This window comes from Micromonospora sp. ABR4_055, assembly GCF_056160425.1.
Genome location: NZ_JBSWXD010000010.1, coordinates 15,781 through 33,456 on the forward strand (window position 1 = coordinate 15,781; position 17,676 = coordinate 33,456).

At 71.9% G+C, this 17,676-nt stretch carries 21 protein-coding genes; 8 read left to right on the forward strand and 13 right to left on the reverse strand.

The features are described 5' to 3' along the window. Window positions 1–67: 67 nt before the first annotated feature. Together ACXAHD_RS04980 and ACXAHD_RS04985 are read left to right on the forward strand one after the other, a co-directional pair. Window positions 68–487, forward strand: coding sequence for a Fur family transcriptional regulator (locus tag ACXAHD_RS04980; protein ID WP_281553105.1), 420 nt, complete (start codon window positions 68–70; stop codon window positions 485–487). Further along, window positions 484–1,371, forward strand: a complete 888-nt coding sequence (locus ACXAHD_RS04985) for an oxygenase MpaB family protein (RefSeq protein ID WP_281567133.1) — start codon at window positions 484–486, stop codon at window positions 1,369–1,371. The genes ACXAHD_RS04980 and ACXAHD_RS04985 overlap by 4 nt, the downstream gene beginning before the upstream one ends. Here ACXAHD_RS04985 and ACXAHD_RS04990 read toward each other — a convergent pair. The 9 genes from ACXAHD_RS04990 to ACXAHD_RS05030 all read right to left on the reverse strand — a co-directional run bounded on the left by ACXAHD_RS04990 (window position 1,334) and on the right by ACXAHD_RS05030 (window position 8,661). Next, window positions 1,334–2,188, reverse strand: coding sequence for a RecB family exonuclease (locus tag ACXAHD_RS04990; RefSeq protein WP_281567494.1), 855 nt, complete (start codon window positions 2,186–2,188; stop codon window positions 1,334–1,336). The two genes, ACXAHD_RS04985 and ACXAHD_RS04990, sit on opposite strands and share 38 nt — an antisense overlap. A 133-nt stretch (window positions 2,189–2,321) precedes the next feature. Then, window positions 2,322–2,936 (reverse strand): MarC family protein, encoded by a 615-nt coding sequence (locus tag ACXAHD_RS04995; RefSeq protein WP_281553103.1) that lies wholly within the window; start codon window positions 2,934–2,936, stop codon window positions 2,322–2,324. An 89-nt stretch (window positions 2,937–3,025) separates the two neighbouring features. Continuing rightward, window positions 3,026–3,883 (reverse strand): PHP domain-containing protein, encoded by an 858-nt coding sequence (locus ACXAHD_RS05000; protein ID WP_281553102.1) that lies wholly within the window; start codon window positions 3,881–3,883, stop codon window positions 3,026–3,028. After that, window positions 3,880–5,163: a hypothetical protein gene (locus ACXAHD_RS05005; RefSeq protein ID WP_281553101.1), complete on the reverse strand. Its 1,284-nt coding sequence runs from the start codon at window positions 5,161–5,163 to the stop codon at window positions 3,880–3,882. Before ACXAHD_RS05005 ends, ACXAHD_RS05000 begins: the two co-directional genes overlap by 4 nt. A gap of 70 nt (window positions 5,164–5,233) precedes the next feature. Further along, complete coding sequence (locus ACXAHD_RS05010) at window positions 5,234–5,857, reverse strand: SigE family RNA polymerase sigma factor (RefSeq protein WP_281553100.1); 624 nt, start codon at window positions 5,855–5,857, stop codon at window positions 5,234–5,236. Between the two features lie 104 nt (window positions 5,858–5,961). Continuing rightward, window positions 5,962–6,846 carry a PH domain-containing protein gene (locus ACXAHD_RS05015; protein WP_281553099.1) on the reverse strand — a complete coding sequence of 295 codons (885 nt, stop codon included), beginning with the start codon at window positions 6,844–6,846 and terminating at the stop codon, window positions 5,962–5,964. A gap of 6 nt (window positions 6,847–6,852) precedes the next feature. Then, a complete protein-coding gene (locus tag ACXAHD_RS05020) occupies window positions 6,853–7,011 on the reverse strand; it encodes a hypothetical protein (RefSeq protein ID WP_199757972.1) in 159 nt (52 codons plus the stop codon). A 106-nt stretch (window positions 7,012–7,117) separates the two neighbouring features. Further along, window positions 7,118–7,837, reverse strand: coding sequence for a DUF6758 family protein (locus ACXAHD_RS05025; RefSeq protein WP_475048905.1), 720 nt, complete (start codon window positions 7,835–7,837; stop codon window positions 7,118–7,120). A gap of 182 nt (window positions 7,838–8,019) precedes the next feature. Then, window positions 8,020–8,661 carry a TrmH family RNA methyltransferase gene (locus ACXAHD_RS05030; RefSeq protein ID WP_281555409.1) on the reverse strand — a complete coding sequence of 214 codons (642 nt, stop codon included), beginning with the start codon at window positions 8,659–8,661 and terminating at the stop codon, window positions 8,020–8,022. A 579-nt stretch (window positions 8,662–9,240) separates the two neighbouring features. Here ACXAHD_RS05030 and trxA point away from each other — a divergent pair. Further along, on the forward strand, window positions 9,241–9,603 hold the full coding sequence (gene trxA, locus ACXAHD_RS05035) for a thioredoxin (protein WP_281553098.1): 363 nt from the start codon (window positions 9,241–9,243) through the stop codon (window positions 9,601–9,603). 20 nt (window positions 9,604–9,623) lie between these two features. Here trxA and ACXAHD_RS05040 read toward each other — a convergent pair whose 3' ends face one another. Next, window positions 9,624–10,481 carry a sugar phosphate isomerase/epimerase family protein gene (locus ACXAHD_RS05040; RefSeq protein WP_281553097.1) on the reverse strand — a complete coding sequence of 286 codons (858 nt, stop codon included), beginning with the start codon at window positions 10,479–10,481 and terminating at the stop codon, window positions 9,624–9,626. Continuing rightward, entirely contained in the window at window positions 10,474–11,646 is a 1,173-nt protein-coding gene (locus ACXAHD_RS05045; RefSeq protein WP_281553096.1) for a Gfo/Idh/MocA family protein, read from the reverse strand. The genes ACXAHD_RS05040 and ACXAHD_RS05045 overlap by 8 nt, the downstream gene beginning before the upstream one ends. A gap of 305 nt (window positions 11,647–11,951) precedes the next feature. Here ACXAHD_RS05045 and ACXAHD_RS05050 point away from each other — a divergent pair, with 305 nt between their 5' ends. The 3 genes from ACXAHD_RS05050 (at window position 11,952) to ACXAHD_RS05060 (ending at window position 14,550) form a co-directional block, all read left to right on the forward strand. Then, window positions 11,952–12,983, forward strand: a complete 1,032-nt coding sequence (locus ACXAHD_RS05050; protein ID WP_281553095.1) for a LacI family DNA-binding transcriptional regulator — start codon at window positions 11,952–11,954, stop codon at window positions 12,981–12,983. Window positions 12,984–13,104: 121 nt separating this feature from the next. Continuing rightward, entirely contained in the window at window positions 13,105–14,133 is a 1,029-nt protein-coding gene (locus ACXAHD_RS05055) for an Rv2578c family radical SAM protein (protein WP_348650015.1), read from the forward strand. 9 nt (window positions 14,134–14,142) lie between these two features. Beyond that, entirely contained in the window at window positions 14,143–14,550 is a 408-nt protein-coding gene (locus tag ACXAHD_RS05060) for a CoA-binding protein (RefSeq protein ID WP_281553094.1), read from the forward strand. 5 nt (window positions 14,551–14,555) lie between these two features. Here ACXAHD_RS05060 and ACXAHD_RS05065 read toward each other — a convergent pair whose 3' ends face one another. Next, complete coding sequence (locus ACXAHD_RS05065; RefSeq protein WP_281553093.1) at window positions 14,556–15,491, reverse strand: SDR family NAD(P)-dependent oxidoreductase; 936 nt, start codon at window positions 15,489–15,491, stop codon at window positions 14,556–14,558. A 111-nt stretch (window positions 15,492–15,602) separates the two neighbouring features. Between ACXAHD_RS05065 and ACXAHD_RS05070 the strand changes: the two genes are divergently transcribed. Further along, complete coding sequence (locus tag ACXAHD_RS05070; protein WP_281553092.1) at window positions 15,603–16,082, forward strand: DUF4190 domain-containing protein; 480 nt, start codon at window positions 15,603–15,605, stop codon at window positions 16,080–16,082. Between the two features lie 30 nt (window positions 16,083–16,112). After that, complete coding sequence (locus ACXAHD_RS05075; RefSeq protein WP_475048873.1) at window positions 16,113–16,571, forward strand: DUF4190 domain-containing protein; 459 nt, start codon at window positions 16,113–16,115, stop codon at window positions 16,569–16,571. Window positions 16,572–16,640: 69 nt separating this feature from the next. Here ACXAHD_RS05075 and ACXAHD_RS05080 read toward each other — a convergent pair whose 3' ends face one another. Further along, window positions 16,641–17,600, reverse strand: a complete 960-nt coding sequence (locus ACXAHD_RS05080) for a DMT family transporter (RefSeq protein WP_289212112.1) — start codon at window positions 17,598–17,600, stop codon at window positions 16,641–16,643. Window positions 17,601–17,676 lie beyond the last annotated feature (76 nt).

Genomic DNA, 17,676 nt, shown 5'->3' on the forward strand with positions numbered 1-17,676 from the left:
GTGGCCACCGCCACGGTGCCCACGGTTCTATCTTGTACCGCGCCCACCTGCGTGTTTCGATGGACAGATGCCGGCAGAGGAGGAGTTGCGCAGCCGGGGTCTGCGAGTCACCCGGCCACGGCTCGCCGTCCTCGACGTGCTCGCGCAAGGCGGGCATCTCGGCGTAGACGAGATCGCCCGTCAGGTGCGCAGCCGCATCGAATCCGTCTCCACCCAGGCGGTCTACGACGTGCTCAATGTCTTCGCCGAGGCCGGTCTGGCCCGACGGATCGAGCCGGCCGGTGGCGCGGCACGGTACGAGCGGCGCACCGGGGACAACCACCATCACGTGGTCTGCCGCGAATGCGGCGTGGTCGGCGACGTCGACTGCGCGGTCGGCGCCGCGCCGTGCCTGGAGCCGACCGCCGACCACGGCTTCGCGATTGACGAGGCGGAAGTCACCTTCTGGGGGTTGTGTCCCGGTTGTCAGGCGCGGGCGGCCCGGTGACCGACGACGGCCTCGGGCTGTTCGGGCCCGGATCGGTCACCTGGCGGGTGCACGACGAGCCTGTTCTCGTCGTCGCCGGGCTACGCAGCCTGTACCTGCAGGCGCTGCACCCGAGGGCCATCGCCGGGGTTGCACAGAACTCGAGCTACCGCGCCGATCCATTCGGCCGGCTGATGCGCACGTCCACCTACGTGGCGACCACGGTCTGGGGCACCACCGCCGAGGCGGACGCCGCCGCCGCCCGGATCCGCCGGCTGCACGCCCGCCTGCGGGCCACCGACCCGTCCACCGGCACCGAGTTCCGCGTCGACGAACCCGACCTGCTGCGCTGGGTACACGTCGCCGAGGTCGAGTCGTTCCTGGACACCGCCACCCGCGCCGGCCTGCGGCTGACCCCGGCCGAGGTGGACCGCTACTACGCCGAGCAGCGGCGCAGCGCGGCACTGGTCGGGCTCGACCCGGACAGCGTCCCCGGCAGCGCGGCCGATGTCGACGCGTACTACCGGGCGGTCCGACCGGACCTGCGGATGACCCGCGAGGCGGCCGACACCGCGCTGTTCCTCACCGCCCCGCCGGTACCCGGTCAGCTCAGTCTGCCGTGGCGGCTCGGGTTGGGTTTCGGCCCGCCCCGGCTGGCGTACCTCGGGGTGGCGGCCACCGCGATCGGCCTGCTGCCGGCCTGGGCCCGGCGGATGTACGGCGGCCTTGGCCTGCCGACCACCGACCGCTGCGCGGCGGTCGCTGCCCGTGGCCTGCGGTTGGCGTTGCGGGCGGTGCCGCGCAACCTGGTGGAGGGGCCGATCCGCGCCGCCGCACGCGACCGGGCGGAACGGGCCGCCGCCCCGGTCACTCCTGCGGCGTACGCGGCTGCGGGGGCGCCGTGAGCAGCCGGTCGACGGCGGCCCACTGCTGCTGCTCCGGGTAGCCGTCACCGGCCGGGCACACCCGTCGGTAGTCGCACCAGCCGCAGAGCGTGCCCGGCGACGCCGGAAACGCGTCGTCCGGGTCTGCGCCGTCGGCGACGGCCCGCTCCGCAGCGGTGATGTCCCGGGCCGTCGCCTCCGCCCGGGTGACCTGCCGGTCGAGCGACTCACTGCTGTGTTCGAAGGAGCTCACCGTACCGGTCGGCAGATGGTGCAGCTCCACCCGCCGGCAGGGCCGGCGGAAGACCCGCTGCGCGGCGTACGCGTACAGCGCGAGCGCCTGCGAGCCACGCGCGTCGTCGGATGTCAGCCCGGCCCGCCCGGTCTTGTAGTCGACGATCACCGCCTCCGGGCCGTCCGGGCCGGTCCGGGCGTCGATCCGGTCGGCCCGACCGTTGAAGGCCAGCACCGCCGTCTTCGCCGCCACCACCCGTTCGACGCCGAGCGGCTCGACGTTCGGGTCAAGCTGCTCCAGGTACGCCTCCAGCCACTGCAGGGCCTGCCGGTACGCGGCGCGTTCCTGCTCCTCGTCGCGGTACCCGTCGCGCACCCAGGTGCCCTTGAGCAGGGCTGCCGCCGCCTCCGGGCGGCGCTGCTGCACCGGGCGGGCGAACCAGGCCCGCAGCGCGGTGTGCACGCTGGCGCCGAGTGAGTTGTGCGCCCACGGCGGGCCTTTGGGCGGCGCCGGCCGGTCGACGTAGCTGTAGCGGAAGCGACGGGGACAGTCCACGAACGCGGCCAGCTTGCTCGGCGTACAGACGAAGAGCCGCTCGGGCATACCGTCGAAACCGAGCTGCTCGGCCTGGGCGGGACGGGCACCCTTGGCCGGACGGGCGGCGCCGGAGGGCCGCCGGCCCGACGGGGAGGAAGGTCGGGACACGTCCCCGATCCTGCCACGGGACCGCCGACGGTCAGCCGGCGGCCACATAGGAGCGGACAAAGGCGGCGACGGCGTCGGCGATCAGCTGGACTGCGATCGCGGCGAGCAGCAGGCCGGCGATCCGGGTCAGCACCTCGATGCCGCCCGGCCGGAGCACCTTGACGATGCCGCCGGAGAACCGCAACGTCAGCCAGACCACCACCATCACCGCGACGATGCCGAGCGCGATCGCCAGATGGTCGGCGACGGTCTCGGCACGCTGCACGAACAGCATGGTCGCCACGATCGCACCCGGACCAGCCAGCAGCGGGGTGCCCAGCGGGACCAACGCGATGTTGGACGTCGCCTGCTGGCCCGGGTCGTCGGCCTTGCCGGTGAGCAGTTCCAGCGCCACCAGGATGAGCAACAGTCCGCCCGCGGCCTGCAGCGCCGGCAACTCGATGTGCAGGTAGGCGAGCAGCGTCTGCCCGGCGACCGCGAAGACCACGATCACGCCGAGGGCCAGCGCCACCGCTTGCCAGGCGGCCCGACGGCGTTCCCGGACCGGCAACGCTCCGGTGAGTGCGAGGAAGATCGGCACCATGCCGGGCGGATCGGTGATCACCAGCAGGGTCACGAAGACCTCGCCGAACAGCTTGAAGCTCACCAGGTCAACCTAGTGACCGACGAATCGCCGGTCCGGACGGGGCAGGACCGGATCCTTGGTCGCGCTCAGCACCCGGGTCCTGGTCGGGGTCAGATCGGTGGTACGCCGTGAGCCGCCGCCACCAGCCGTTCGTACGCCGCCGCAGTGGTGGTGTGCTCGCCCAGCCGGACCGTCTTGTGGCTGCCGTGGTAGTCGGAGGAACCGGTGGCGACCAGCCCGAGCCCGTCGGCGAGCCGGCGTACGTGTGCCCGCTGGTCCGGCCGGTGATCGGCGTGGTCAGCCTCCAGGCCGGTCAGCCCGGCCGCCGCCAGGTCGGCGACCATGCTGTCCGGCACGGTCCGCCCTCGCTTGGTCGCGGCCGGGTGGGCGAAAACCGTGACCCCGCCCGCCTCGTGCACCAGCCGGACGGCGGCGAAGACGTCGAGGTCGTCCTTTGGCAGCCGGTAACGCTGGCCGAGCCATTCCGGCCGGAACGCCTCGTCGGTGTCGGCGACCAGGCCGGCCCGGATCAGGGCCTGGGCGATGTGCGGCCGGCCGACGGAGCCGCCGGCGGCGTAGCCGAGCACCGCGTCCCAGCTGATGTCGAAGCCGTCGGCGCGCAGCCGGTCAACGATACGCTCGCCGCGTACCGCCCGGGCCGCCCGGATCCGGTCCAGCTCGGCGGTCAACGGAGCGTAGGTCGGATCGAACAGGTAGCCGAGCAGGTGCAGCGGGATGGACGGCTCGGTGCCGTACCACCGGCAGGAGATCTCGGCGCCCCGGATCAGCGTGAGCCCGGGCGGGCGGGCCGCAGCCGCCGGTGCCCAGCCGGCGGTGGTGTCATGGTCGGTGAGTGCCAGCACCGTGAGACCTGCGGCGCTGGCCTGCCGGACCAGGTCCGCCGGATCGACGGTGCCGTCGCTGGCGGTGGAATGGGTGTGCAGGTCGATCCGGCTGTCGACAGTCATCGGCGGTCCGGGGCACCGGCGACCAGCACCGGTTCGGCGTCGACGGCGGTCGAGGCTGGTACGGCGATGTGCTCCACCGCTCCACCCTGGCCAGTGCTGATCCGGTCCACGTTGATCTGGACCAACTGGTTGACGCCGGCCGCGTGCACCACGCTGTCCTGATCCACCCAGACGGTGCTGCCGGCAAGCCGCTGCCCGGCTTCCCGCACCGCGCCGATCTGGTCGTCGAAGACCTGGTTCAGGTCGACGAGCAGGGCCAGCTCCGGCTCGCTGGCCGCCCGCGCGTCCGCGACTCCGTTGGCTACCAGCCACCTGCCGTCCGCGGAGACCGCTCCCCGGCCGTCTCCGGTCAACGGCACCGTACAGGCGGTCTTCACCGCGGTGAGGCCCTGTTCGACATCCAGCAGGGCCAGGCAGGGACCGCCGGACGCATCGTGCACCTGGGCGACGACGGTCTGTCCGTCCGGCAACGCGCCGTACACGACACTGGCTGTCTCGCTCCAGCTGGTCCCCTCACCCTGGCCGGGCCGCCAGACGCCGTAGCCGCGGCGCCGCTCGCCGCCTCCCTCGCGTTCCAGCAGTACGGCGTCGCCGGCGAAGCCGACCGGCCGGCTCTGCTCCGGTGCCCGACCGCGTCTGGCGCCGGCCAGCTCACCGTGCACCACCGAGGCCACGGTCAGCTCGGCGCCGTGCCGCCAGGCGATCCGGGTACCGACCGGATCGACCGCAACCGCGTCGACACCGGCCAGTACCACCTGCGGAGCGGTGTCGGGGGCCACGAACCACACTCCGGCCGCACCGTCTGCCGATGTCTCGGTAACGACGAGCCAACCGTCCGCCAACCGGCTGGCCTGGGCGACGCCACCGATCTGGGCGAGGTCCATCCGCTGGCCGTCGACGGTGTGCAGTTCGCCGGCCACCACGAGGTCGACCGGAGGTGCCTGGGTGGCGGCCAGCGGTTGACTGCGCAGGTCTTCACTGAACGGCAGCGGGGCAGCCGGAGCGGCCGGGGTGCTGGCTGCGACGTCCCCGCCGGTCACCGCCAGCGGTTCAGCCAGGGTCGGCGGTTCCAAGCCGTCAACGACCAGCAGATGGCTACTGGCGACGCCGGCGGTGGCGAACAGGCAGAGACCGACCGCCGCAGCGGCTCCGTTGCGGGCCCGGCGGGACCGCCGGGCCCGACGCACCGCGCGGTCGGCGAGATCGGCGACCGCGGGTGGGTCGACGGCCTGGTCGCTAAGGCACTGCCGCAGCGCTCGCTCAAGGTCGTCGGTCGCCACGACAGATGGACGCCGCCGTGTCGGTGGAAGGTTGTCGCTGGGCGGTCCGGAAAGGGGAGTCACCGGTTCGCTACACCACTACTCGGGTGGATCGGACCGGTGCCGCCTGGGTCGGTGCCGGCAGCGGGCGGGCGGTGGTCGGCACCGCCACGGCGGGCCGGGTTGGGCGGGATGTGACTGTGGCCGGAGCGAGGTGTGGTTCCTCGGCGGCGAGCCGTTTGCGCAGCGTGCCGAGCGCCCGGGAAGTCTGACTCTTCACCGTGCCCGGTGAGATGTTCAACAGCGCGGCGGTCTGGGCCTCGGAGAGGTCTTCGTAGTAGCGCAGTACCAGTACCGCACGTTGCCGGGCTGGCAACGCCTTGACATGGCGCCAGAGCACGTCCCGGTCCAGCTGCTGTTGGATGAGGTCCGGGCCGGCCCGTTCCGGCAGCGTCTCCGTGGGACGTTCACCGTGCCAGCGTCGACGCCACCAACTGGTCGCGGTGTTGACCAGCACCCGGCGGGCGTACGGCTCCACCGCCTCGATCTGGCCGAGCCGCTTCCAGGCCAGGTACGTCTTGGTCAGCGCGGTCTGCAGCAGGTCCTCGGCGGTCGCCCAGTCACCGGCGAGCAGATAGGCGGTACGCAGCAGCGCCCCGGAACGGGATGCGACGAACTCGCGGAAGTCCTCCTCCACGGAGTCCCTGGGCGTCATCGGCTACCTCCCCCCGTCGCCGGACACGGTACGCCGGACAGGACGGTGTCGGGGTCGGACCGACCGGTGGCGGGGCCGGGCGGAAGGACGCAACCGCGACGCCGTCACGCTCCGTCTTCCGCCTTGGCGGCGGCTTCGTCCTTGCTCAACCGTGCCTCCACAGCCTGCGGCTCGTACATCTCCTCGACCACCCGGAGGTAGAGCTCGTTCGGGTTCGGCAGGTGCTTGACCTCGCGTAGCGCCTGCTCTTGGCCGGCCGACTCGAGAATGAACGTGCCGTAGTTGAGGAAGCGGCCGAGCGGTGACTGCTCGTACTTCATGTCGGTCACCCGCAGCAGCGGCATCATCGCCACGTTACGGGTGACGATGCCGTTCACCACCATCACCCGCTTGTTGGTGAGAATGAAGCGGTCGAACCACCAGTCCGCGATCTTCCAGCCGACCCAGCCGAGCACACCGAGCCAGAGCAGCACCGCCACCGTGGTCAGCCCACCGACGTCCTGCCCGGCGAGAAAGCCGGAGAGGTAGCCGAGGACGAAGGTCGCGACCACCCCGATCAGCAGTGGGGTGATCAGGTGGATCCAGTGCCGTTTCCACTCGCCCCGGTAGCGTTCGGTGGGGAAGAGGTACCGCGCGACCAGCGGGGTCGGCTCGTCCTCAAGTGGCAGCACCCGGCGCGGCTGCACCGGCATGCCGGAGGCGTCGACCTGCAGGCCGGCAAGCTCGTCGGCGGAGATGTCCGGCGGCGAGTAACTGATGATCGGCTCGTCGGGCACCTGGCGGGTGCCACCGCCGGACCGGCCGCCGTAACCGGCGCTGCTGGCGTACGCCGGACCATCCGAGTACGCCGGACCATCCCCGTAGGACGGCCCCGCACCGAAGTGGGGGCCGTCCTCCGGATGGATCTGCGGAATCGGCTCGGTGTCGCGTTGACGGCGCCGGCGTGCGGCCTCGTCGTCAGCGTCGGGGGGCTCGGAGGGGTTGCCCATGGGCGACTAGGCCACGAGGCTGGTGAAGAAGTCGCCGAACCCTTGCGCTATGTCGACGATCCCGCCGCCCACCGACTTGAACACGTCGGCCGCCGAGTCAGGCCGGAACGCGACGAAGAAAATCAGGAACGCGATTCCGCCCCAGGTGAGGACCTTCTTGACCATTGCGGGCCATCCCCCTCCGTGTGGCGCGCCGCGACGCTCGTCCCGGCGTTACTAGAATATCAGCCCATCGTCCCACGGTGGTGTAGTTGATCGTGGGAAAAGGTGTTCACGCTTTCCCGTGCAGGTACGGCGACGGCGCGCCGTACACGATCCCGGCCGGCACCTCCTCGGACAGGTCGTGCAGGACGATCTCCTCGGCCAGCAGGTAGCCGGCGTTCGCCGGCCAGGCCACTGCGTACAGCCACAGGCCGCGCGCCTCGCCGACGTAGGCACAGCGGTCCGGCTCGGCCGGAATCGACCACAAGGGAGTCGGATGTCCACCAGCCCGCAACTTGGCGTGCGGACCGCCACCGCCCGGACCGCTACCGCCGGTGGATCGACGGTCACCGACCGCCGGCCGGTCACCGAGCACTCCGGCCAGCAACTGCCCGGGATCCGGGCCGGGTAGCCCGGCGAACCGGGTGCCCAGACCCACCCCGGGCTCCTCGGCCACCAGCACCAGATCTGCCGGCCCGCCGGAGACCGGAGCGGGGCCGCTGAACGCGGTGACCGTCGCCCGGACCGCCTCCCGGTCGTCGCCGACCCAGCCGACACCGGTCAACGTCCAGCCTGCCAGCAGCGGCCAGATCGCCCACAGTGGCACCGGCGCGGCCGCACCCGGCCCGGCGGTGGCCAGCAGCCGGTGCGCCACACTCGCGACGATCTCGGCCCCGATGTGCTCGGCGACGTGCAGCGGGGGCACCGGCCCGCAGCCGTCACAGCGGGACTCGGTGTGCATCAGGTCAGGCGGCCGCACCGGGCCTCCGCAGCGAGGACAGCTCACCATCACACCCACGCCACCCACGTTGCTCGCCGCGCCGCTCCCCCGTCAAGCGAACCGGCTTTTTCGGTCGTTCTTTCCCTCTGTCGCGGGTCGGTACGCCCACCTGGCCAGGACCTTCGCCGCTACCGCCCGAGTCCACCCGGCCTCAGCCCGGTCGACGCGGCTGCCGTCCGGCCCGTGCGCGGCTACCGCCGGGTCGGTGCCGGTGGCCCGGCGGGGTCCGGCGGTGGCCCGGCGTGCGCCTGGATCCACGCGTGCATCGCGATGCCGCTCGCCACGCCGGCGTTGATCGACCGGGTGGAACCGTACTGGGCGATCGAGAACAGCAGCTCGCAGCCGGCCCGGGCGTCGTCGGACAGACCGGGGCCCTCCTGTCCGAACAGCAGGACGCAGCGGCGCGGCAACCGTACCGTCTCGATCGGCCGGGAACCGGCCAAATTGTCGATCCCGACGACCGGCAGTCGGAGCCGACCTGCCCAGGCCAGCAGACCGGCGATGTCGGCGTGGTGGCGGACGTGCTGGTACCGGTCGGTGACCATGGCACCCCGGCGGTTCCACCGACGCCGCCCGACGATGTGCACCTCGGCGGCGAGAAAGGCGTTCGCGTTACGGACCACCGTGCCGATGTTCAGGTCGTGCTGCCAGTTCTCGATCGCCACATGGAACGAGTGCCGGCGCTGGTCGAGGTCGGCGACGATCGACTCGCGGCGCCAGTACCGGTAACGGTCGACGACGTTGCGGCGGTCCCCGGCGGCGAGCAGTTCGGGGTCGTAACGTGGGTCCGAGGGCCAGTCACCGGGCCACGGGCCGACGCCGATCTGCGCCACGTCGGCCCGGGCGTCGTCACTGACTCCGTCGCCGACCGGCGGACCCGACCGCGCTGCGCTCTGCCACTGTTCCACGCTCTGCAGAGCCTACGGACCCGTCACACCGGCACCGGGATGCGGGACGTCGCGCCCCAGGGGCGACCGGTGGGCCGGTGGCCGCGCGTCCCCGCGCTCCTGGACGGGCCTCGTTTCCGGGCCTGGACGCAATGAACGGCGGGGCCCTCCCCGGCACCCGCCGTCCACGCTCTGATGCCTTGAGATTCTGCCGGACCCACCCCGGCTCGGGAAGGGCAGGAGCGGAGACGGAAGTCACAGTTATCGTTTTGTTACGTTACAGTGAGTAGTCAAACCGAAGACCCAACCGATCCACCAGCGGCGGTGTTTGTCCTAGTCACCCCGCCACTTTTCGATGAAACCGGGCACCACCTGCAAGAACTGCTGGAAACGCTCCCATCACGATGAGTGACCGCGAGTTGGCGCGTTTCGCAAGGTATCGATCGGGAATGCCGTAGCACGCAGAGCGGTTTCCCACGGTAGACCGGGGAATCACGGCCCCACATCTGGCGATCGGAGACATCGATGGCAACCGCTGAGCTAACCGCCGAGAACTTCGACGAGGTAACCTCCGGCGACGGCATCGTCCTGGTTGATTTCTGGGCGAGTTGGTGCAAACCCTGCGTGCGGTTCGCGCCCGTCTACGAGCGCTCGTCCGAGAAGCACACCGACATCACCTTCGGCAAGGTGGACACCGAGGCGCAGCAGGCGCTCGCCGCCAAGTTCGACATCCGGTCAATCCCGACGATCATGGCCATCCGCGACGGCGTCGTCGTCTTCGCGCAGCCCGGCGCGCTCCCGGAGTCCGCATTGGAGTCGCTGATCGAGCAGGTCAGGGCGCTCGACATGGACGACGTTCGCAAGCAGCTGGCATCGCACAACCACTGACCGTGCACGGTCAGGGCGGGCTACCGGTCGCCGACCGCTGACCGGTAGCCCGCGACCGTGGCCGCCAGCACCTGGGCTCCCGGTCGCTGCCACACCAGCTCGTGGAACACCTCGACCTCCACCGGCCCGGTGTAGCCGGCCGCGTCCACCGCCGTGGCGAACCTGCCGAGGTCGATGCAGCCGGAGCCCGGCAGACCGCGTCCCAGCAGGACCCCCGCCGGCAGCGGGGTGATCCAGTCGGCGAGTTGGAAGCAGGCGATCCGACCGGCCCGACCGGCCCGCTCGATCTGCGCCCACACCTGGTCGTCCCACCACACGTGGTAGGTGTCGACCACCACGCCGACCGCCTCCGCCGGGTACGGCTCAGCGAGATCCAGCGCCTGGCCGAGCGTCGACACCACGCACCGGTCGGCGCAGAACATCGGATGCAACGGCTCGATCGCCAGGGTCACCCCGGCCTGCAACGCGTACGGAACCAGTCGGCCGACCGCGTCACCGACCCGGGCCCGGGCACCATCCAGATCTCGGCCGTCCTGGCCGCCCGAGACCAGCACGAGGACCGGGGCGCCGAGTTCGGCGGCCTCGTCGATGGCGCGCCGGTTGTCGTCGTACCAGTCGTCCGAGCCGAAAAAGCCGCCCCGGCACAGCGAGGTGACCGGCAGACCGGCACCCCGGCACAGTTCGGCGGTGCGGCGCAGTCCGTACGCGGCGGTCTCCTCGCGCCACAGGCCGACCCCGCGGACCCCGACGGCGACGCAGCCGGCGACCAGCTCCGGCAGCGGCCAGCGTCGGGTGGTCGCCGCGTTGAGCGCGAACCGGGGCGGCACCGGCCCGACACCGGCCGCCGGTACCTCGATCCCGGCGAACGGGTCACTCACCGGTCAGCTCCGGCACCTCGATCCGCCGGCCCTCCCGTGCCGACCGCAGGCCCAGTTCGGCGAGCTGCACCCCCCGCGCGCCGGCCCACAGGTCCCAGCCGTACGGGGCGTCCTCGACGACGTGCCGCAGGAAAAGCTCCCACTGCGCCTTGAACCCGTTGTCGAACTCCTCGTTGTCGGGCACCGTCTGCCACTGCGCGCGGAACTCCTCGGTGACCGGCAGGTCCGGGTTCCACACTGGTTTCGGCGTGGTCGAGCGGTGCTGGACCCGGCAGTCGCGCAACCCGGCGACCGCACTGCCCTCGGTGCCGTCCACCTGGAACTCCACCAGTTCGTCGCGGTACACCCGGACCGCCCAGGACGAGTTGATCTGGGCGATGATCCGGCCACCGTCGGGCCCCGGCCGGTCGATCTCGAAGATGCCGTACGCGGCGTCGTCCGCCGTGGCGTCGTACGGTTCGCCCGACTCGTCCCAGCGGCGGTCGACGTGAGTGGCCACCTGCGCGGTCACCGACGTCACCCGGCCGAAGATCTGCTCCAGCACGTAGTGCCAGTGCGGGAACATGTCCACGGTGATCCCGCCGCCGTCCGCCGCCCGGTAGTTCCACGACGGCCGCTGCGCGGACTGCCAGTCCCCCTCGAACACCCAGTAGCCGAATTCGCCGCGTACCGACAGGATCCGGCCGAAGAAGCCGCCCTTGACCAGCCGATCGAGCTTACGCAGGCCGGGCAGGAACAGCTTGTCCTGCACGACACCGTGCTTGATCCCGGCCGCGTCGGCGAGCCGGGCCAGGTCGACCGCACCGGCCAGATCCTCGGCGGTGGGCTTCTCGGTGTAGATGTGTTTGCCCGCCTCGATCGCCAGCCGCAGCGACTTCTCCCGCTGCGCGGTGACCTGCGCGTCGAAGTAGATCTGCAGGTCGGGGCGGGCCATCGCGGCGGCGAGATCGGTGGTCCACTCGGTGAGGCCGTGCCGGTCGGCGACTTCACGCAGCTTGTTCTCGTTCCGCCCGACCAGCACTGGTTCCGGCCACAGCCGGGTGCCGTCGGCCAGCAACAGTCCACCTTGGTCCCGGATGGCGAGCAAGGACCGGACCAGGTGCTGCCGGTATCCCATCCGACCGGTGACACCGTTGAGGATGATCCCGATGGTGGTGCGGGCCATGCCTCGCCTCCTTCGAAGTGGTGGTGGTGGGAGTTCGTGCTAGCGAGCTGTGCTAGCGAGAAAGTTGGGCTGGCGGGAAGTGTCAGGTGTCCGGCGCAGGTCAGCGAGGCAGTGGGAACCCCTGAGGTAAGCGCTTTCCGGCGTACGCTACTGCCTCTCCACGGCGTTCGGCAAGGGCTTTCCCGGCTCACCGCCGGCCAGTCACGCTATCCTCACCGCAAGCATTCCGGGCCGCGCACAATGCCGCGAGCCTCCGGCCTGGCCGGCTCCCGCTCCGCTGCGGGAGCCCGGGAAAGGAGCGGGTCGTGGCCACACTGGCCGATGTCGCGAAGCGCGCCGGCGTGTCCCCGGCCACCGCCTCGCGGATCATCAACGGCAGCAGCAAACCGGTCACCGAAGCCCTGCGCGAGCGGGTACTGGCTGCGGTCGAGGAGCTGCAGTACGTCCCGAACGCCCACGCGCAGTCACTGGCCCGGTCGCACCGCAGCGCAATCGGCGTCATCGTGCACGACGTGTCCGACCCGTACTTCGCGGAGATCACCCGCGGCCTGCAACGGGTGGCGACCGAACACGGCCGGCTGGTGATCATCTGCAACAGCTACCGGGACCCGGACAAGGAACTGCAGTACGTCGAGCTGCTCCGCGCCCACCAGGTGGCGGCGATCGTCCTCGCCGGATCCGGCTACCACGACGAAGCGTTCACCGCGACGCTCGCCGGCAAGCTGCGGGTGTACGAGCGCACCGGCGGGCGGGTGGCGGTGATCGGCCGGCACGAGCATGCCGGCGACGCAGTGGTGCCGGACAACGAGATGGGCGGCTACCTGCTCGGCGCCGAGCTCCACTCCCTCGGGCACACCAACTTCGGGGTCGTCGCCGGGCCGAAGGCGCTGACCACCACCACCGACCGGCTCGCCGGGCTGCGTCGGGCCGCCCGCGAACACGGTCAGAAGCTGCCGGCCCGGCGGGTGGCGTACGCCGACTTCGACCGGGCCAGTGGCGCCGCCGCGGCGGCCAGCCTGCTGGATGCCGAGCCCGGACTGACCGCGATCGCGGCACTGAACGACTCGATGGCGATCGGCGTACTGGCGCTGCTGCGCTCCCGCGGCATCGTCGTGCCCGGCCAGTTCAGCGTGGTCGGCTTCGACGACATGCCGGTCGCCCGGGATGTCACCCCGGCGCTGACCACCGTACGGCTGCCGCTGGCCGAAATGGGCGCCCGGGCGATGACGCTGGCGCTGCAGTCGTCCGGCGGGGCACGCCCACCGCTCATCGAGGAGATCGGCGCCGAGCTCGTCCGCCGGGACAGCGCCGGGCCGCCCCGGACCGGTGGGAGCTGACCACCGCGGACCGGTGCGATCCGACCGGCACGGACCAGTGCGATCCGACCGGCACGGACCTGGGTGATCCGACCGGCCCGCCGACTTGCTCCGGCGTCGCACATATGTTCGAATGATGGCCATGCGTTGGGACACCTTGTCGGCTCCCCCCGACCAGCAGGTCCCTCCGGGGGCAGCGCCGGCGGCTCCACCCCTGCCGCTGGCGCTGCCCGAGGCCGTGCAGCGCACCTTCGACACGCCCGGCTTCGCCGGGATGACCTTCTACGAGATCCACGCCCGGTCGATCATCAACCGGGTACGCGGCTCCGGCCGCGTCCCGTTCGAGTGGACCGTCAACCCGTACCGCGGCTGCGGCCACGCCTGCACATACTGCTTCGCCCGAAACACCCACACCTACCTGGACCTCGACGCCGGCCTCGACTTCGACACGAAGATCGTCGTGAAGGTCAACGCCGCGGCGCTGCTCCGCCGGGAGCTGGCCGCCCCCGGCTGGTCGGGCGGGCCGATCGCGATGGGCACCAACGTCGACTGCTACCAGCGCGCCGAGGGACGCTACCGGCTGATGCCCGGAATCATCGACGCGCTGAGTGCCGCCGCCAATCCGTTCTCGATCCTCACCAAGGGCACGTTGATCCTGCGGGATCTGCCGCTGCTGCGCCGGGCCGCCCAGGTCACCCGGGTCAGCCTGGCCATGTCGGTCGGGTTCGTCGACGAGCCCCTGTGGCGGGCGGTCGAGCCCGGCGCGCCGAGCCCGTCCCGACGACTCGACACGGTCCGCGCGTTGACCGACGCCGGCTTCGACGTCGGGGTGCTGATGGCGCCGATCCTGCCCGGGCTGACCGACGACGCGGAGTCGATCGAGGCCACCGTCGGCGCGATCGCCCGGGCCGGCGCGGTCAGCGTCACCCCGCTGCCGCTGCATCTGCGCCCCGGCGCCCGCGAGTGGTACGCCGCCTGGCTTGGCCGGACCCGCCCCGATCTCGTCCCGCGTTATCGGGCGCTGTTCCGCTCCGGATCCTACCTGCCGCAGGCGTACCAGCGAGAGGTCGTGGGCCGGGTGCGGATGGCCGCCCGCCGGCACGGCCTGTCCCCGACCGGGCCGGGTGCCGCCCGCCGGATCGACGAGGCGGACGGCGTCACCGGGAACTAGGCTCGACGGGTGAGGACTCCGCAACAGATCCTGGCCGACGCGCGGACCATCGCCGTCGTCGGCGCGTCACGTGACCCGGCGAAGTCGGCGCACAGCGTGCCGGCGCAGCTCATCCGCTACGGCTGGCGGGTCATTCCGGTCAACCCGCACGTCGCCGAGATCTTCGGTCAGCCGACCTACCCGAGCCTCGCCGAGCTCGACGTACCGGTCGATCTGGTCAACGTCTTCCGGCCGGTACCGGAGGCCGTCGAGGTGGTACGTGCCGCGGTGCGGATCGGCGCCCCCGCCGTGTGGCTGCAGAGCGGGATCGCCTCGCCGGTCGCCCGCGACATCGCCGCCGCGGCCGGTATCGACTACGTCGAGGACCGGTGCACGGCCGTCGAACGAGCCCTCGGTGGCCTCACCCGGACCGGCTGACCCGATCAGCGGTACTCGGCCTCCCGGACGCTGTTGCCACCGTCGACGACGAGCATCTGGCCGGTGATGTAGGAGGCGGCCGGCGAGCAGAAGAAGGCGATGGCCGCGGCCACCTCGTCCGGGGTGCCGGGACGGCCGATCGGCGTACCCATGCCCTGCTTGAGCTCGGTGACCGTCGACGCGGCCGTGTAGATCGTGCCCGGTGCGACCGCGTTGACGGTCACGCCGTCGGCGACCATCTCCATCGCCAGCGCCCGGGTGAGCCCGACCACGCCGGCCTTCGCAGCCGCGTACCCCGCCTCGGTGGGCAGCGCGTTGACCGGCCCGGCGGTGGCTGCCAGGTTGACGATCCGACCCCAGCCACGCTCCGACATCCCACCGATGAAGGCCCGGCTGCACAGGAACGCGGTGGTGAGGTTACGGTCGATCTCCGCCCGCCACTCCTCGAAGGTGAGCTGGGCCACCGGCCGCAACACCTCCGGGCTTGCCCGACTGGCCAGCCCTGCGTTGTTGACCAGTACCTCCACGTCGCCCAACTGTTCGGACACCGCGTCCGCCAACGCGCCGACCTCGGCCTCGTCGGTCAGATCCGCGACGAACCCGGTCGCGCCGAGCTCCGCCGCCCGCTCGTGGATCCGCCGGGTGGTGGAGACGATCGCCACCCGGGCGCCGAGCTCGCCGAGCCGTCGGGCCGTGGCGAAACCGATCCCGTCCGAGCTGCCAGCACCGGTCACCAGTGCGACCCGGCCGTCAAGACGCAACGTGCCGAGCTCAGGTGCCGGCCCGGCCGCACCGTCCGGATCCGTCCCGGCCCGTTCCGGACCGGACGCGACGGCGGCCGAGCGCTGGTCCGACCCGGGGCGCAGGGTGGCGACCGGGGACGGGGGTGGGCCGGCGTCCTGTCCAGCGCTGCCGATCACGGCTCGTACGTCAGAAACCATGGACTGATCCTGCCCGCTTGCGCCGTCGCGGGCAACGACGCCGCCCATGAGCGGTTCGCCGGTACCGACTACTGTGATCGGGCGAACCCTCCCGCAGAGAGACCACCGCCGATGAGCCAACCCCAGCAGCCGGGGAACTGGAGCGATCCGTCCTGGCCGAGCCACCACTCGCCGGCCGGCTACCCGGCGCCCGGCCAGCAGCCAGCCGGGTACGGCGTGCCCGGCCAGCAGCCAACCGGCTACCCGGCGACCGGCTACCCGCCTGCCGGGTACGCCGCGCCGGGCTACCCGTATCCGCCGCCCGCCCCGATGCCGATGAACGGCCGGGCGATCGCCGCGCTGGTCCTCGGCGTCCTCGGCATCGTCGGGCTGTGCGGCTACCTGGTGCCCGGGTTGATCGGCATCGTCGGCGCGCTGCTCGGGCACTCCGCCCGGCGTCAGATCCGCACCGCGGCCGAGCAGGGTCGTCCGGAGCAGGGCGACGGGATGGCACTGGCCGGGGTGATCACCGGCTGGATCGCCTTCGGTCTCGGGCTGGCCGGGGCGGTTCTCGTCACGATCGCGATCGCAGCCAGCATCAGCCAGAGCTAGCAGCAGCCGGGCCCACAGAAGGAGATCCGGGTGAAGGAGCCAGACGTCGGCGGCCAGATCCGCCCGCCAGCACCGCAGTCCCAGTCGGCCGGCGCTGGGCCGGCACCGGCCGACGGACAACCGCCACGCGGCGAGCTACCGCCGCCGGGCCAGTACCCGCCACCGGGCAATCCGGCCGGCGGGTACCCGTACGGCGGGTACCCGTACGGCTACGTCGCGCCGCAACCGACGAACAGCATGGCACTCGCGTCGTTCATCGTGTCGCTGGTCAGCCTGTTCAGCTGCCCGCTGCTCGGTGGGATCGCGGTCTACCTCGGGCGCCGGGGCCGCGACGAGATTCACCGGACCGGCCAGCAGGGCGACGGGCTCGCCCAGGCCGGCGTGATCATCGGCTGGTGCGGGGTCGGCTTCGGGGTGCTGATTGCACTGTTCACGGTGGTCTACTTCGGATTCATCATCACCATGCTCAACACCACGGCCGGCGTCTGAGCCTGGCGGCGGGCCGGCCGGGTAGCGGCGGGCCGGCCGGGGCCGGGCGGTGCCGGGGCGAGGTCCGGGTCAGGCCGGTGGACCGGCCTCCGGCGGCAGCGGCGGCGGCGACGTGCGGCTGCGGGTCCCGCCGAGTACGACCACCGCGACACCGACCAGCAGCAACCCGAGCCCGGGCAACGTGGCGGTACGGGGCACCTGGCCCAACCACAGCCAGGCAATCAGCGCGGCACCGGGCACCTCCAGCAGGATGAGCACACTGACGGTGGTCGCGGGGATCTTGTGCAGGGCGTAGCTGAACATCGAATGGCCGAGCAGCTGGGCACCGACCACCAGGCCGAGGACCGCCAACCAGGCCGAGCCCGGGAATCCGGTCAGTTGGATCCCGCCGGCCAGGCAGACGACGAGCAGCACGCCCGCGCAGACGCCGTAGCAGATCGTGGTGTACGTGGTGGTACTGATCGTCTGCCGGGCCTGCTCGCCGAGCGCGGTGTAGCAGGCGGCGAAGACCGCCCCGGCCAGGGCCAGCAGGTCACCGAGGACAGCCTGCGCGTCGAACCCGACATCGGCGCCGGTGGCGAGCACCGCGCCGAGCACCGCGAGACCGATCCCGCCCCAGGTGACCAGCGGCAGTCGCCGGCCCTGAGCCAGGGCGATCAGGCCCTGCCAGACCGGCTGGGTGGCGACCAGCGCGGTGGCGGTCGCCACCGAGGTGAGCTGTGCACTCGGCATCCAGGTGCCGAAATGCGCGGCGAGCGCGACACCGGCCAGCGCACTCCAGCCGGCCTGGCTACGGCCGCCCGGTTGGGCCAGCAGCCGCAGCTCAGGCCGACGCCGGGCCAGTACGAAGGGCGCGACCGCACCGGTGGCCAGCACGTTGCGCCAGAAGGCGACGGCGAGGGCGGGCGCGGCGGCGAACGCGATCAGCGGCGCCGAGGTGGACACGGCGAGTACGGCGATCGCGGTGGCACCGGTGGCGAGCAGTTCACCCCGGCCGCCCGGACCGGAGGGGTGGGCACCGGAGGACACGGGATCTGATCCTCACAGACTACCGACCGGGTCCGTGCACCGGGACCGCGTCGACGGGCCGGCAACAGACCGTCGA